At 67.9% G+C, this 14,854-nt stretch carries 14 protein-coding genes; 7 read left to right on the plus strand and 7 right to left on the minus strand.

From position 1 onward, the window contains the following. Nucleotides 1-30 precede the first annotated feature (30 nt). Together D187_RS00335 and D187_RS00340 are read left to right on the plus strand one after the other, a co-directional pair. Nucleotides 31-2,421, plus strand: coding sequence for a ribonucleoside-diphosphate reductase subunit alpha (locus D187_RS00335; protein ID WP_002630047.1), 2,391 nt, complete (start codon nucleotides 31-33; stop codon nucleotides 2,419-2,421). Between the two features lie 26 nt (nucleotides 2,422-2,447). Next, complete coding sequence (locus D187_RS00340; protein WP_051256191.1) at nucleotides 2,448-3,479, plus strand: ribonucleotide-diphosphate reductase subunit beta; 1,032 nt, start codon at nucleotides 2,448-2,450, stop codon at nucleotides 3,477-3,479. 51 nt (nucleotides 3,480-3,530) lie between these two features. On the opposite strand, the gene D187_RS00345 is transcribed toward D187_RS00340, so the two are convergent. From D187_RS00345 to glmU, 3 genes are all read right to left on the minus strand, one after another. Then, nucleotides 3,531-4,304 (minus strand): DNA/RNA non-specific endonuclease, encoded by a 774-nt coding sequence (locus D187_RS00345; RefSeq protein WP_002630045.1) that lies wholly within the window; start codon nucleotides 4,302-4,304, stop codon nucleotides 3,531-3,533. A gap of 199 nt (nucleotides 4,305-4,503) precedes the next feature. Next, complete coding sequence (glmS, locus tag D187_RS00350; RefSeq protein ID WP_002630044.1) at nucleotides 4,504-6,339, minus strand: glutamine--fructose-6-phosphate transaminase (isomerizing); 1,836 nt, start codon at nucleotides 6,337-6,339, stop codon at nucleotides 4,504-4,506. Between the two features lie 109 nt (nucleotides 6,340-6,448). Beyond that, nucleotides 6,449-7,885, minus strand: a complete 1,437-nt coding sequence (gene glmU, locus D187_RS00355) for a bifunctional UDP-N-acetylglucosamine diphosphorylase/glucosamine-1-phosphate N-acetyltransferase GlmU (protein WP_043427634.1) — start codon at nucleotides 7,883-7,885, stop codon at nucleotides 6,449-6,451. Between the two features lie 425 nt (nucleotides 7,886-8,310). On the opposite strand from glmU, the gene ggt reads away from it, so the two are divergent. Both ggt and D187_RS00365 read left to right on the plus strand, forming a co-directional pair. Then, nucleotides 8,311-10,077 carry a gamma-glutamyltransferase gene (gene ggt, locus D187_RS00360; protein WP_245591571.1) on the plus strand — a complete coding sequence of 589 codons (1,767 nt, stop codon included), beginning with the start codon at nucleotides 8,311-8,313 and terminating at the stop codon, nucleotides 10,075-10,077. A gap of 20 nt (nucleotides 10,078-10,097) precedes the next feature. Beyond that, complete coding sequence (locus D187_RS00365) at nucleotides 10,098-10,877, plus strand: TatD family hydrolase (protein ID WP_002630040.1); 780 nt, start codon at nucleotides 10,098-10,100, stop codon at nucleotides 10,875-10,877. Here the strand turns inward: D187_RS00365 and D187_RS00370 are convergent, their stop codons facing one another. After that, entirely contained in the window at nucleotides 10,878-11,150 is a 273-nt protein-coding gene (locus tag D187_RS00370) for a hypothetical protein (protein ID WP_002630039.1), read from the minus strand. It lies immediately after the preceding gene. 308 nt (nucleotides 11,151-11,458) lie between these two features. On the opposite strand from D187_RS00370, the gene D187_RS00375 reads away from it, so the two are divergent. From D187_RS00375 to D187_RS00385, 3 genes are all read left to right on the plus strand, one after another. Next, nucleotides 11,459-11,689 carry a hypothetical protein gene (locus D187_RS00375; protein ID WP_002630038.1) on the plus strand — a complete coding sequence of 77 codons (231 nt, stop codon included), beginning with the start codon at nucleotides 11,459-11,461 and terminating at the stop codon, nucleotides 11,687-11,689. Nucleotides 11,690-11,702: 13 nt separating this feature from the next. Next, nucleotides 11,703-12,659: an amidohydrolase family protein gene (locus D187_RS00380; protein ID WP_020917690.1), complete on the plus strand. Its 957-nt coding sequence runs from the start codon at nucleotides 11,703-11,705 to the stop codon at nucleotides 12,657-12,659. A gap of 93 nt (nucleotides 12,660-12,752) precedes the next feature. Then, nucleotides 12,753-13,130 carry a response regulator gene (locus tag D187_RS00385; protein ID WP_002630036.1) on the plus strand — a complete coding sequence of 126 codons (378 nt, stop codon included), beginning with the start codon at nucleotides 12,753-12,755 and terminating at the stop codon, nucleotides 13,128-13,130. Between the two features lie 45 nt (nucleotides 13,131-13,175). Here the strand turns inward: D187_RS00385 and purU are convergent, their stop codons facing one another. From purU to D187_RS59145, 3 genes are all read right to left on the minus strand, one after another. Beyond that, nucleotides 13,176-14,051: a formyltetrahydrofolate deformylase gene (gene purU / locus D187_RS00390; RefSeq protein WP_002630035.1), complete on the minus strand. Its 876-nt coding sequence runs from the start codon at nucleotides 14,049-14,051 to the stop codon at nucleotides 13,176-13,178. Nucleotides 14,052-14,137: 86 nt separating this feature from the next. Then, a complete protein-coding gene (gene bfr, locus D187_RS00395; protein WP_002630034.1) occupies nucleotides 14,138-14,614 on the minus strand; it encodes a bacterioferritin in 477 nt (158 codons plus the stop codon). Next, on the minus strand, nucleotides 14,611-14,847 hold the full coding sequence (locus D187_RS59145) for a (2Fe-2S)-binding protein (protein ID WP_076606063.1): 237 nt from the start codon (nucleotides 14,845-14,847) through the stop codon (nucleotides 14,611-14,613). The genes bfr and D187_RS59145 overlap by 4 nt, the downstream gene beginning before the upstream one ends. Nucleotides 14,848-14,854 lie beyond the last annotated feature (7 nt).

Consider the following 14,854-nt stretch of genomic DNA (forward strand, 5'->3'; position numbering starts at 1 on the left):
CAGCCACGGTCGTGTAGGAGGAGCCGCAACATGTTGGACACCATCCCCGTCTCGCCCCCCAACTCGCAACCGACCGCCACCACCATGCGGGTGCGCAAGCGCAATGGGACACTCGAGGCCGCGGATCTGAACAAAATCGTCCGCGCCATCAGCCGCTGCTGTGATGGCCTGCGTCAGGTGGACGCCATCCGCGTGGCCACCAAGACGATCGCCGGCCTCTATGACGGCGCCTCGACCCAGGAGCTGGATCAGCTCTCCATCCAGACGGCGGCCTCGCTCACGCTCGAGGAGCCCGAGTACGCCAGGCTCGCCGCGCGGCTGCTCGCGACCTACATCGACAAGGAGCTGTCGGGCCAGGAGGTCCACTCCTTCTCGCAGTCCATCGCCGCGGCCCACCGGCTGGGGCTCGTCAACGAGCGCGTCGCCCAGCTCGTCGCCGCCAACGCGCGCAAGCTCAACGACTCCATCGATCCCACGCGCAACCGCCTCTTCGAGTACTTCGGCCTGCGCACCGTCTACGACCGCTACCTGCTCAAGCACCCCACCACGCGCGCGGTGCTGGAGACGCCCCAGCACTTCTTCATGCGCATCGCGGTGGCGCTCGGCGAGACGGTGCCCGAGGCCCTGGAGCTCTACCGGCGCTTCTCGCTGCTGGAGTACGTGCCCAGCTCCCCCACCCTCTTCAACTCCGGCACCCGGCACGAGCAGCTCTCCTCGTGCTTCCTGCTCGACTCGCCCGAGGACGAGCTGGGCAGCATCTACCAGCGCTACACCGACGTGGCCATGCTCTCGAAGTTCTCGGGTGGCATCGGGCTCGCGTACCACCGCATCCGCTCGCGCGGCTCGCTCATCACCAGCACCAACGGACACAGCAACGGCATCGTCCCGTGGCTCAAGACGCTGGACGCGTCCGTGGCGGCGGTGAACCAGGGCGGCAAGCGCAAGGGCGCGGCGTGCGTGTACCTGGAGACGTGGCACGCGGACCTGGAGGAGTTCCTCGAGCTGCGCGACAACACGGGCGACGAGGCCCGGCGCACGCACAACCTGAACCTCGCCAACTGGGTGCCCGACCTGTTCATGAAGCGCGTCGAGGCGGATGGCGCCTGGTCGCTCTTCGACCCCAAGGTGGTGCCCCACCTCACCGACCTGTACGGCGAGGACTTCGAGCGCGCCTACCTCGAGGCGGAGGCCAAGGGGCTCGCCGCCAAGAGCATCAAGGCGCGCGAGATGTACGCGCGCATGATGCGCACGCTCGCCCAGACGGGTAACGGCTGGATGACGTTCAAGGACAAGAGCAACCGCGCGTGCAACCAGACGGCGCGCCCGGGCCGCGTCGTGCACCTGTCCAACCTGTGCACGGAAATCCTCGAGGTGACGAGCAAGGACGAGACGGCCGTCTGCAACCTCGGCTCCATCAACCTCGCGCGGCACACCTCCACGGACGCGCAGGGCAAGGTGACGTTCGACTGGGAGAAGCTCGCCCAGACGGTGCGCACGGCGGTGCGGCAGCTCGACCGGGTCATCGACCTGAACTACTACCCCATCGCCACCGCCGAGAGTTCCAACCAGCGCTGGCGCCCGGTGGGCCTGGGCATCATGGGCCTGCAGGACGTCTTCTTCCAGATGCGCCTGCCCTTCGACGCCCCCGAGGCGCGCACGCTCTCGCGCAAGGTGTCCGAGGAGATCTACTTCCATGCCCTCTCGGCGTCCGTGGAGCTGGCGGCCGAGCACGGCGCCCACCCCGCCTTCCCCGAGACGCGCGCCGCCCAGGGCGAGCTCCAGTTCGAGGCCTGGGGCGTGACGCCCGAGGACAGCGCGCGCTGGGAGGCCCTGCGCACGCGGGTGAAGCAGACGGGCCTGCGCAACTCGCTGCTCATCGCCATCGCGCCCACGGCGACCATCGCCTCCATCGCGGGCTGCTACGAGTGCATCGAGCCCCAGGTGTCCAACCTCTTCAAGCGCGAGACGCTCTCGGGGGACTTCCTCCAGGTCAACCGCTACCTCGTCGAGGAGCTCAAGGCCCTGGGCAAGTGGAACGAGGAGATGCGCACGCGCATCAAGCTCGCGGAGGGCTCCATCCAGGGGATTTCGGAGATTCCCGCCGAGGTGCGCGCCATCTACCGCACCGCGTGGGAGCTGCCCATGCGCTCGCTCATCGACATGGCGGCCGATCGCGGCGCATTCATCGACCAGAGCCAGTCGCTCAACCTGTTCATGGAGTCGCCCAACATCGGGCAGCTCAGCTCCATGTACATGTACGCCTGGAAGAAGGGGCTGAAGACGACGTACTACCTGCGCTCGCGCCCCGCCACGCGCATCGCCAAGGCCACCGTCGAGGCCCCCCGCGAGGAGAAGCCCACCGAGGCGCAGGCCATCGCCTGCTCCCTGGAAAACCCCGAAGCCTGCGAGGCCTGCCAGTGACCGCCGCCCAGCCGCTCCACCCCGCCATGCCCTCCAACGCGACTCCCAAGACGGGCGGGCGCCTGCTCGACCCGGGGCTCAACCTCACCCTGCGCCCCATGCAGTACCCGGCGTTCTTCGAGATGTACCGCAACGCCATCAAGAACACCTGGACGGTGGAGGAGGTGGACTTCTCCACGGACGTGGGTGATTTGCGCTCGAAGATGTCGGCCGCGGACCGCCACCTCATCCAGCGCCTCGTGGCCTTCTTCGCCACGGGCGACTCCATCGTGTCCAACAACCTCGTGCTCAACCTGTACAAGCACGTGAACGCGCCCGAGGCGCGCATGTACCTGTCCCGCCAGCTCTACGAGGAGGCACTGCACGTGCAGTTCTACCTCACGCTGCTCGACACGTACGTGCCGGACCCCGCCGAGCGCGCCAAGGCGTTCGCCGCCATCGACAACATCCCGAGCATCCAGGAGAAGGCCGCCTTCTGCTTCAAGTGGATGGACTCGGTGCACCAGTTGGACAGGCTGGAGACGCGCGAGCAGCGCCGCGCCTTCCTGCTCAACCTCATCTGCTTCGCCGCCTGCATCGAGGGGCTCTTCTTCTTCGCGGCCTTCGCCTACGTGTACTTCCTGCGCTCGCGCGGGCTCCTGCATGGCCTCGCGGGGGGCACCAACTGGGTGTTCCGCGACGAGAGCGCCCACATGGCGTTCGCCTTCGAGGTGGTCAAGTGCGTGCGCCGCGAGGAGCCCGGCCTCTTCGACGCGCAGATGGAGCGCGACGTGGTGACCATGATGGAGGAGGCGGTGGCGTGCGAGCTGCGCTTCGCCGAGGACCTCCTGGGCGGCGGCGTGGCGGGGCTGTCGGTGAACGAGATGCGCCAGTACCTCGAGTACGTGGCGGATCAGCGCCTGGGGATGCTGGAGCTGCCCAAGCGCTACGGGGCGAAGAACCCGTTCGGCTTCATGGACCTGCAGGACGTGCAGGAGCTGGCCAACTTCTTCGAGCGCCGCGTCTCCGCCTACCAGGTGGGCGTCGTCGGGGAAGTCACCTTCGACGCCGCGTTCTAGGCGCCTGGACGTGGATGTCGTCCACCCCCTGAGAGCGCCGGGGTGGACGCATCAGTTGCAGCCCTGGCTCGACAGCCAATTCACGCCACGGGTCCGCTCGTTCGTGCCGTTCGAGCCACCGTAGTCCACGTTCGAGAAGGACATGGACACGTAGCTCCCCGTGGACTGGTTGGTGATCTCCATCGTCATGGTGTTGGGGATGAGCGTGGTGGAGTTCGGGTAGTTCGCCCCGATGGAGTAGCGCAGCCGGCCGCTCGGCAGGCTCCCACATTTGGCCATCTTGTTCTCGAGCTGCACCCAGTTGCCCCGGTTGAAGTTGGCATCCTGGGGCACGATGTTCGCCCGACCTCCCCAGCCCCCGAGCTGTGAACCGATGAGGTGTCCCCCGTCGTAGTCGTTGCTGGGGTTTTCCGCGTCGCCCCACTGACCCACGCTCGTCTGACAGGAGTCGAGGCGCGGCGCGGCGACGATGGGCGGCAGGTACTTGTACGCCCGGTTCGGCCGGCCCGCGCTGTCGATGAAGTAGTACTCGCCGTCGAAGTTGTGCCAGATGCTCCGGTCGCCCGACGGGAAGAACTTCGGGCAGTCGCTGATCAGCGCCGCGGTGACGTTGCCGTGGGCAACGTAGCCGACACCGTAGAGCGCCATCACCCCCCGGATCTCCTCCTCCGTGTGGCTCTCGAAGAAGTCCATGAGGCCGCTCGGGCCACCGAAGTCTTGCTCGAGCTGGCTGGCGACGCCTTCGCCGCCCAGGTCCGTGACTCCGCAACCGCCGAGCAACAGGCCCAACACCGCCACGACCGAAAGCCCGTTCAGGGTGCGCATTCTTCTTGGCCCTTCCTCATGGGATTCGTTGACTTCGAAACCCCAATTACCAAGAAATTGAGAAAAAGACGAGACGCGGATTGTCAAGATTCCGCCACAATGCCGGACATGAAAACGCCCGGGGCCTCGTGAAGGAGGCACCCGGGCGTCGTTCGCCATCCCCCGTGAGAGGGGGGGCGGCGGCCGGAGCGGCGGCGGACTACTCCACCGTCACGCTCTTGGCGAGGTTGCGCGGCTGGTCCACGTCGTTCCCGCGCATCTCCGCCACGTGGTAGGCGAGCAGCTGCAGGGGAATGGTGGCCACCACGGGCGCGAGCAGCGCGGTGGCGGCGGGGATGCGGATGACGTGGTCGGCGAGCGTGGCCGCGTGCGTGTCGTCCTCGTCGATGACGGCGATGACCTTGCCGCCGCGCGCGCGCACCTCCTCGATGTTGCCGATGATCTTCTCGTAGGCGACGTGCGGCTGCTTGGGGGCGATCACCACCACGGGCATCTTCTCGTCGATGAGGGCGATGGGGCCGTGCTTCATCTCGCCGCCAGCGTAGCCCTCGGCGTGGATGTAGGAGATCTCCTTGAGCTTGAGCGCGCCCTCGAGCGCCACCGGGTGCATGGGGCCGCGGCCGAGGAAGAGGAAGTCCTGGGCGTTCATGAAGTCACGCGCCACGCGCTTCACGGCGGGCTCGCACTTGAGCACGTCCTCGATCATCTTCGGAATCTCGGTGAGCGAGGTGAGGTGCTCCTGGGCGGCCTTGACGGAGAGCGTGCCGCGCATGCGGCCGAGCTTCACCGCCAGCAGGTACAGGCCCACGAGCTGCGTGGTGAAGGCCTTGGTGGAGGCCACGCCGATCTCCGGGCCCGCGTTGGTGAGCACGGTGACCTCGGCCTCGCGAGTCATGGCGCTGCCGATGACGTTGCACAGCGCGAGCGAGGAAGCGCCACGCGCCTTGGCCTCCTTGAAGGCCGCCAGCGTGTCCGCCGTCTCACCCGACTGGCTGATGGCGATCGCCAGGTGCGTGGACTCGACGATGGGGTCGCGGTAGCGGAACTCGCTCGCCAGCTCCACCTCCACCGGGATGCGCGCCAGCGACTCGATCATCGCCTTGCCCGCGATGCCCGAGTGCCACGAGGTGCCGCACGCGAGGATGGTGATCTTCGTGAGCGCCTTCACCTTCTCCGGGCTCATCGTCCAGCCCTCGAAGTGCACGTCGCCCTCGGACAGCATCATGCGGCCGCGCAAGGTGTCCGCCACGGCGCGAGGCTGCTCGTGGATCTCCTTGTGCATGAAGTGCTTGTGGCCGCCCTTCTCCGCCATCATCGGCGTCCAGTCGATGCGCCGCGTGACGCGGTTCACCTTCTGGTTGGAGCGGTTGAAGATCTCCACGCCGCCGGCGGTGAGGATGGCCAGGTCGCCCTCCTCCATGTAGATGAAGTCACGCGTGTGCTCGAGCAGCGCGGGCACGTCGCTCGCCACGAAGTTCTGACCCTGGCCCAGGCCCAGCACCATGGGCGAGGACTCCTTGGTGCACACGATGCGGTTGGGGTCGCTCTCCGTCACCACCGCCAGGGCGTAGGTGCCCTTCACGTGGGTGATGGCCGCGCGCACCGCCGCGGGCAAGTCCAGCCCGCTCTTGAGCTCGTCGGAGATGAGGTGGGCGAACACCTCGGAATCCGTCTCCGAGGAGAACACGTGGCCCTTGGAGCGCAGCTCCTCCTTGAGCGCCAGGTGGTTCTCGATGATGCCGTTGTGCACCACCGCCACGCCGCCATAGGTGTGCGGGTGCGCGTTCTCGTCCGACGGCCGGCCGTGCGTGGCCCAGCGCGTATGGCCGATGCCCACCGTGCCTTGCGGCAGGTCCGTCTGGACACGGCTCTCCAGGTTCTTCAGCTTGCCCGTGGCGCGCACCACGTTGAGGACGTTGCGGTTGATCACCGCCACGCCCGCCGAGTCATAGCCGCGGTACTCGAGCTTCTTCAGCCCGGAGACCAGGATGGGAGCCGACTGCTTGTCACCAACGTACCCGACGATTCCGCACATATTGTTCTGTCCTCTCTCACGCCCATGGTCCCCGAGCTTCCACCCGGGGAGCAAACCCACCTACATCGGGCGACCTCTGTCGCCCTGACGACAAGCAAGACCCACGCCACTACCCCGCCGACACCTTGTCCGACTTGGCCGGGCCTGATTCCGCGGACTTCTTGAGCCGAGCCTTGTTGCGCTCGACCCACCCTTCCTTGTTCACCTGCGGCGACCGGGACACAGCGAGGCTCCCGGAGGGCACATCTTTCGTCACCGTGGTGCCCGCACCGACATAGGCACCGTCGCCGACCTTGACCGGAGCGACGAGCTGGGAGTCGGAGCCAATGAACACTCCGTCCCCGAGTTCGGTGACGTGTTTGTTCACTCCGTCATAGTTGCAGGTGATGGTGCCGGCGCCGATGTTCACCCCGGAGCCGATCTTCGCGTCGCCCAGGTAGGCCAGATGGTTGGCCTTGGTGCCCCGGCCGAGGCGGGCTTTCTTCGTCTCCACGAAATTCCCCAGATGCACTTCCTCGGCGAGGTCCGTCCCGGGCCGCAGCCGCGAGAAGGGCCCCAGGATACACCGCTCGCCGACGCGGGCCTCCTCCAGCACGGTGTAGGGCTTCAAGGTCGTTCCGTCAGCGACCGAGGAGGCATGAAGTACGCAGCCCTGGCCGATGGTGACCTGGCGGCCCACCACGGTGGCGCCCGACAGGCTGACTCCCGGAGCGATTTCCGTGTCCGGGCCGATCGTCACGCCCTCCTCGATGTAGGTGGTGGCGGGATCGGCCAGGGAGACGCCGTTGCGCATGTGCCAGGCGTTGATGCGCAGTTGCAAGTCCTTGGCGCGCGCGGCCAGCTCCACGCGATCATTCACCCCGGCCGTCTCGTTGAAGTCCGCCTCGATGGCGGGCACCGGCCCCTGCGAGGCGGCCATCTCCACCAGGTCCGTGAGGTAGAACTCGCCCTGGGCGTTGGTGCTCTTGATGTTGGCGAGCGCCGCCCAGAGGAAGGACGAGTCGACGAGGTAGATGCCGGCGTTGCACTCGCGCACCAGGCGCTCCTCGGGGGAGCAGTCCTTGTGCTCGACGATGCGCTTGACCAGGCCGCCCTCGCGGATGACGCGCCCGTAGCCGGTCGGGTCCTCCAGGCGGGTGGACACGAGCGAGAGCACGCCCCCGCCCTGCTCATGCGCGGTGGCGAGCGCGGCGAGCGTCTCGCGGCGCACGAGCGGCACGTCCCCGTAGAGGATGAGCACGCGGCCCTTGAAGTCCTTGAGCGCCTCCTCGGCCGAGCGCACCGCGTCGGCCGTGCCCCGCTGCTCCTTTTGGAGCGCGAAGCGCAGGGGCGCGGCGGCGAAGAGGTCGCGCACGGAGCGTTCCACCTCGCCCGCCTGGTGGCCCACCACCGGCACCACGGGCGAGGCGCCCAGCTCCAGCGCACGCATCAGGGGATAGAAACACAGGGGCTTGCCGAGAATGGGGTGAAGGACCTTGGCCTTCTCCGAGCGCATCCGCGTGCCCTTGCCCGCGCACAGCACTACCGCCGCCAAAGGAGTTGTCATGTCGGCGATAACTAGGGATGGCTTGGGGGCACGTCAACCACGAGCCGCGGAACGGGGCCCGCGAGCGTCCTCCAGATGCGCCCTGACGGACACGGCCAGCGTGTTGCGGCTCACGGTGATGCCATAGACGGGCTTGAGGAAGAGCGTCGTCACGGACACATCCGACGGCGGTGGCATCGTTGGATTGACTGGGTTCGGATCGGCGTTCATGGTTCCCCGGCGCCATGCGACGTCCCGCGCAAGATGCCGGGCCCGCCAGGTCCCGTCCATCCGTGGTCCGTCGTTGTTGGCAGCCGCCGGACACTTCGAAATGAAATGCGTTGTGGTGGCTACGGTCGGCGGCCGGGATACTCCACAACCCCCGGTGCGGGGAAGAACGAGTTGCAGGCCTTCTCATGGAGACGTGGCACGTGCGGATGGGAAAGATGAGGACTCACCGGAAGAGCTGGGCGCTGGCACTGGGAGTATTCCTCGCGGCGGGCCCGGTGGGGGCGACGCGGCAGTACCGGGGCGGCGCGGTGGCGACGGCCCACCCGGTGGCGAGCGAGGCCGCGCTGAAGATGCTGAACAAGGGCGGCAACGCGGTGGACGCGGCGGTGGCGGCGGCCTTCACCCTGGCGGTGGTGGTGCCCTATTACTCGGGGCTGGGCGGGGGCGGCTTCGCGCTGGTGCATGACGCGAAGACGGGCGAGACGCGGGCGGTGGACTTCCGCGAGGTGGCGCCCCAGGCCGCCACCCGGGACATGTACGTCAAGGACGGCAAGGTGGTGCCGGGGCTGTCCACGGACGGCGTGCTGAGCGTGGCCGTGCCCGGGGCGGTGGCGGGCTATCTCGAGCTGCTCGAGAAGCACGGCAAGCTGTCGCGCTCGGTGGTGTTGCAGCCGGCCATCGACGCGGCGCGCGCGGGCTTCTGGGTGTCGCCCAAGTACCATGCCATCGCGAAGACGCGGCGCGCCTGCCTGGAGCAGGATCCGGAGGCCGCGCGCATCTTCCTCGTGAAGAACGCCGAGGGCGCGCTGGAGGTGCCCCCCATCGGGCACCCGCTGCGCCAGCCGGACCTGGCCCGCACGCTCACCACGCTCTCCAAGAGTGGCCCGGCGCCCTTCTACACGGGCGCGCTCGGCCAGGCGGTGGTGGACACGGTGAAGGCCGGAGGCGGCCTGCTCACCCGCGAGGACCTGAAGGCCTACAAGACGCGCACCCACGCGCCCATGGAGGGCAGCTACCGCGGCTACCGGCTGCTCACCATGCCGCCGCCGAGCGCGGGGGGAGTCGCGGTGGTGCAGGTGCTCGGCGTGCTGGAGAAGCTGCGGCCCCAGGGGCTCGCCTTCCGCGACCCGGAGGAGATCCACCTGTACGCCGAGACGCTGCGGCGCGCGTACGTGGACCGCACGAAGTACCTGGGAGATCCCGCCATGGTGCAGATCCCCCTGGAGCGCCTCACCTCGTCCGGCTACCTCGCGGACCTGGCCGGCGGCATCGATCCGAAGAAGGCCACGCCCAGCGTCTCGCTGCTGCCTCCCGGCGAGGGCGAGGGCGGCTCCACGCTCAAGCAGCCGGATGCCGGCTGGTATGATCCCGCCACGTCCTCGGAGAAGAAGAACACCACGCACGTGTCCGTCATCGACAAGGACGGCAACGCCGTGGCGCTCACCACCACGGTGAACTACGGCTTCGGCTCGTGCGTGGTGGCCAAGGGCACGGGCATCCTGCTCAATGATCAGATGGACGACTTCTCCGCGCGGCCCGGGGTGCCCAACGCCTATGGGCTCGTGGGCTACGAGGCCAACGCCATCGCCCCGGGCAAGGTGCCCCTGTCCTCCATGTCCCCCACGCTCGTCTTCTCCAAGGAGGATCCGAAGAAGGTGATGCTCGCGGTGGGCAGCCCCGGCGGCTCCACCATCCCCACCACCGTCATCCAGGTCATCTCCAACATCGTGGACCAGGGCATGGACGTGACGCGCGCGGTGGGCGAGGGACGCCTGCACCACCAGTACCTGCCGGATGAGCTGTGGGTGGACCAGTGGGGGCTGGAGGCGGCCACGCTCAAGGCGCTGGAGGCCAAGGGCCACAAGCTGCGCCGGCTGCCGGCCTGGGGCGACGCGGAGGCCGTCTACAGCGATCCCCGGACGAACCTGCGCAGCGCGGCGAGCGACCCGCGCAATGAAGGCGTCGCCCTGGGCCAGGACTGACCGAGAGGACGCGCGCCACCGTGCCCGAGCTGCCCGAACTCTTCGACGCACACCTCCACCCCGAGTCCCTGAGCGATCAGGACCTCGAGTCCATGCGCTATTTCGGGGTGGCGCGGGCAATCGTCGTGGCCCACCACCTGCCCGAGCCCACGCCCAAGGCGCTGCGCAAGCACTTCGACGAGCTGGTGCTCAAGCAACTGCCGCGCCTGGAGCGGCTGGGCATCCGCGCCTGGGCGGTGCTGGGCGTGCACCCGCGCTGCATCCCCCGCCGCGGCCTGTCCGAGGTGCTCTCCCACCTGCCCGACTACTTCCGGGGCGGCCGCGTCGTGGCCCTGGGCGAGACGGGCCTGCACTCGGGGGGCATCGAGGAGGAGGAGGCCTTCATCGAGCAGCTCGCGCTCGCGCGCCAGCTCAAGCTCAAGGTGGTGGTGCACACGCCCGTGCTCGACAAGGAGCGCCACACCCGGCGCATCCTCACCCTCGTGCGCGACTCCGGCGTGCTGCCCTCGCGCGTGCTCGTGGATCACGCCAACGGCCGCACCGTGCGCAACATCCTCGGGTGTGGGCATTGGGCGGGGCTCACCTTACATCCGGAGGCGCTCCGGGCCGAGCGTGCCGTGGCGCTGGTGCGCCGGTTGGGCAGCGAGCGGCTGGTGCTCAACTCCGATGCCGGCGATGGCGCCGGGGACATCCTCGGACTGGCTCGCCTGGCCAACCTGCTGACCAAGGCGAAGCTGTCCGAGAGGGTGGTGAAGCGCGTGGCCCATGAAAACGCCGCGCGCTTCTACCAGCCCCGCTGACTAATTCACCGCACTCGACTGCAACTCCGGCTGCAGGGTCAGGCGCTGGGCTCCATCATCCAGCGTCGCCTGCACCACGATGCCTCTCTGCCGGTAATCCGCCAGTGAGTCCGCTGCCTCATCCAACAAGCGCTGGTAGCGCTCGTCCAACTCCACTGCGATCAACATCATCGTCTCGCCCGCGTCATCGACGCCCGGGCGGTACACCTGGCAGCGCTGGAACCGCGCCCAGCGGCCGTTCGCCATCTTCACCAATTCGCCGTCATAAGCCATTGCGCAGTCCCCCTTTCGACCGTCCGACACGATGCCGGCACGTGAGTGGAATCACTGTAGTCACAAATTTTCCGCGCGCCATCCCCCCCTTTGAAAATTCGTGAAAGCCCCTCTCCAGGGTCCTATAGGAAACTCTTTCCCTCGAAGCCGCCCCGGCCGCCCGCCGGGCAGAACACACTTTGTAAATTTGCTGTGGTGTCAATCTGTTGATCGACCCGCCCGGCCGCCCTCCAATCTGGAGGAAGAGAGCGACGGCGGGAAGTGAGCGACAGTGGCCCTCGAACGGGTCATCCCTTAGATTGCCTGGGATGAAGTTGCCCTCGTTGTTCCGCCGAGAGCGGACCGTCATCAAGCGGGCGGACGCACAGGATCAGGTGGAGAAGGTCCTGGCCGAGTCGCTGCGTGTGCTGGGACAGGTATGCACCAAGGTCGCGGATGTCATCGAGACCCAGCGCCTGGAGCGTGCCGGCTACGCGCAGAACACCCTGCTGCGGCGCCTGGACACGCCCGAGGACGAGCAGGCGCCCAAGAAGCAGTAGCCGCGCTCCACCCATGGACCCCTCCGAGGACCCCTCCGAACAGCTTCCCGCCTGCCTGGGAGCCGCGGGATGGCTGGCGCCCGGCGAGACCCGGGTGCCACCACTGCCCGCCCTGGAGGACGAGGAGGGGCCCCGGCTGCCCGAGGGGCTGCCACCCGTGGTGGATGCCCACGTCCACCTCTTCCCGGATCGGGTGTTCGAGGCCATCTGGCGCTGGTTCGACCAGTACGGCTGGCCCATCCGCTACAAGCTGCACACCCCCCAGGTGCTCTCCTTCCTGCTGTCGCGGGGCGTGCACCGGGTGGTGGCGCTGCACTACGCCCACAAGCCGGGCATGGCGCGCTTCCTCAACACCTACATGGCCGAGGTGGTCCGCGCCGAGCCACGCGTGCTGGGGCTGGCCACCGTGCTCCCCGGGGAGGCGGGCGCGGCGGACATCCTCGCCGAGGCCTTCGCCGCCGGGCTCAAGGGGGTGAAGTTGCACTGCCACGTGCAGTGCTTCGCCCCGGACTCGCCCGCCCTGCACGAGGTGTACGCGGCGTGCGCCCGGGCCCAAAAGCCCCTGGTGATGCACGCGGGCCGCGAGCCCTCCAGTCCCCACTACGCCTGCGATGTCCACGCCCTGTGCTCGGCCGAGCGCGTGGAGCGGGTGCTGAAGGACCATCCGGACCTGCGCCTGTGCATCCCCCACCTGGGCGCGGACGAGTTCGACGCCTACACGCGGCTGCTCGAGCGCCACGACAATCTCTGGCTGGACACCACCATGGCGCTCGCGGGCTACTTCCCCACCACCCCGCCACGCCGCCTGCTGGAGGTGCGTCCCGAGCGCATCCTCTACGGGACGGACTTCCCCAATCTGCCCTATGCGTGGGATCGCGAACTCCAGCGGTTGCTGGAGCTCGAACTCGACGACGAGGTAGAAGCGGGCATCCTCGGCCAGAACGCCTTGCACCTCTTCGAAGGGTGTTGAAAAGCGGGCAGACCCCTTCCGCAACTGACGGGCCGTTCGCATCTTGCCCCCCATAGAATCCGGTTTTGTCACCGGATACGCTTCGAGGCTTCCATGTCCTACATCTTGGTCGTCGATGACGACGCGAGCCACCGCACGCTCATCTGCGATGCCCTTGAGGAAATGGGCTACCGCACGGGTCAGGCCGCCAATGGGCGGGAAGCCCTGGATGTCTTCGAGGGCGAACTGCCCCAGGCCGTGCTCCTGGACCTGCGCATGCCCGTCATGAGCGGCTGGGGGCTCCTGGACGCTCTCAAGAAGATGCCGCGGGCGCGCGGCCTGCCCATCATCATCATCTCCGGCTACGGCTTCGAGTGGGAGGCCGAGCTCGTGGGCGCCGCGGGCTACATCTCCAAGCCGGTGGACCTCGACAAGGTGCGCATGACCGTGCAGCGCATCATCGGACCGCCCGAAGTGGCGATGATGCACTGAGGAAGCGCTCGGTACCGCGCTGAAGGTCCCCGCCTCCCGGCGGGCTCAGGAGAAGACGACGGTCTTGTTGCCGTGCGGCAACACCCGGTCCTCCAGGTGCCACGAGACAGCGCGGGCCAGCACGGTGCGTTCCACCCGGCGGCCGATGCGCACCAGGTCCGCCACCGCGTCCCGATGCCCCACCCGGTGCACGTCCTGCTCGATGATGGGCCCGGCGTCGAGTTCCGCCGTCACGTAGTGGGCCGTGGCGCCGATGAGCTTCACGCCCCGCGAGTGCGCCTGGGCATAGGGGTTGGCGCCCACGAAGGCCGGCAGGAAGCTGTGGTGGATGTTGATGATGGGACCCCCGAAGCTCGCGATGAAGTCCCCGCTGAGGATCTGCATGTAGCGGGCGAGCACGACCAGGTCCACCTGGTGCGCGCGCATGAGCTCCAGCGTGGCCGCCTCCGCCTGTGCCTTGGTATCCGCCGTCACGGGCACGTGGTGCAGGGGGATGCCGAAGGGGGCCACCACCTCGCGCGCGTCCGGGTGATTGCTCACCACCAGCGGGATGTCGGCCATCAGCTCCCCCTTCTTCCACAGCCACAACAGTTCCTGCAGGCAGTGGTCCTGCTTGGAGACGAAGAGCGCCATGCGCTTGACGCGCGCGGCGGGGATGAGCCGCCACTGCATGCCGAAGCGCTCGGCCACGGGCGCGAAGGCCTCCTCCAGCGCCCCCAGCCGCTCCGCCAGCCCGGGCAGATCGAACTCCAGCCGCATGAAGAAGCGCAGATCATCCGGCTCGGTGTGCTGATCCGAGTCGACCACGTTGGCGCCGTGCTCGAACAGCAACCGCGTCACGGTCGCGACCACACCGGGACGATCCGCGCAGGAAATCAGGAGCCGGGCGCGCTCCGCGCTCGGACGCACGAGGGAAGGCATGGGAGCACTCATCGCAAGGGGTCACGGACCGGACGCGGTCCCCCCCACACTCCCCTCCCCCCCGGGAAGAGCGGGAGGCAGCGCGCTCAGCTTTCCTTCTTGATCTGCTGGGCCAGGTAGTTCGTCTCACCCACCTGCTTGATGAGCTCGAGCTGGGCCTCGATCCAGTCGATGTGCTCCTCGGTGTCCTCGAGGATGCGCTCGAGCACTTCCCGGCTGCCGTTGTCCGCCAGCGAGCGGCACAGCTCGATGCCCTCGTTGAGACGCTTCTGGGAGCCCTGCTCCAGGGCCAGGTCCAGGCGGAGCATCTCCAGAATGCTCTCACCCACGTTCACCTTGGCCAGGCGCTGCAGGTTCGGCAGGCCCTCCAGGAAGAGGATGCGCTTGACGAGCCTGTCCGCGTGCTTCATCTCGCCGATCGACTCTTCGTAGATCTTCTTGCCGATCCGCTCATACCCCCAGTTCTGGGCGATGCGCGCGTGCAGGAAGTACTCGTTGATCGCCGTCAGCTCGGTCGTCAGGACGTCGTTGAGCAGGTCGATGACCTGGGGATGGCCTTTCATAGGGCCACGGAAGCTACCCGCAGGGTCGCCGCGGCACAACTCTCGCGGCACGCAGGCCGCACGGTGTTGGACTGACGGGCCTCGCCGATGAGCTGGGTGAGCTGATCGTGACAACCACCGCACCCTGTCCCCGCCCCACAGGCCGATCCCAGCTCCTCGACTGTGTGGGCTCCCTCGGAGATGCGGGCACGAATGGTCCGATCCGAAACAGCACGGCACAGGCAAACGATCATAGGAGAG

The sequence above is a fragment of the Cystobacter fuscus DSM 2262 genome (genome assembly GCF_000335475.2).
Classification (GTDB): Bacteria; Myxococcota; Myxococcia; order Myxococcales; family Myxococcaceae; genus Cystobacter; species Cystobacter fuscus.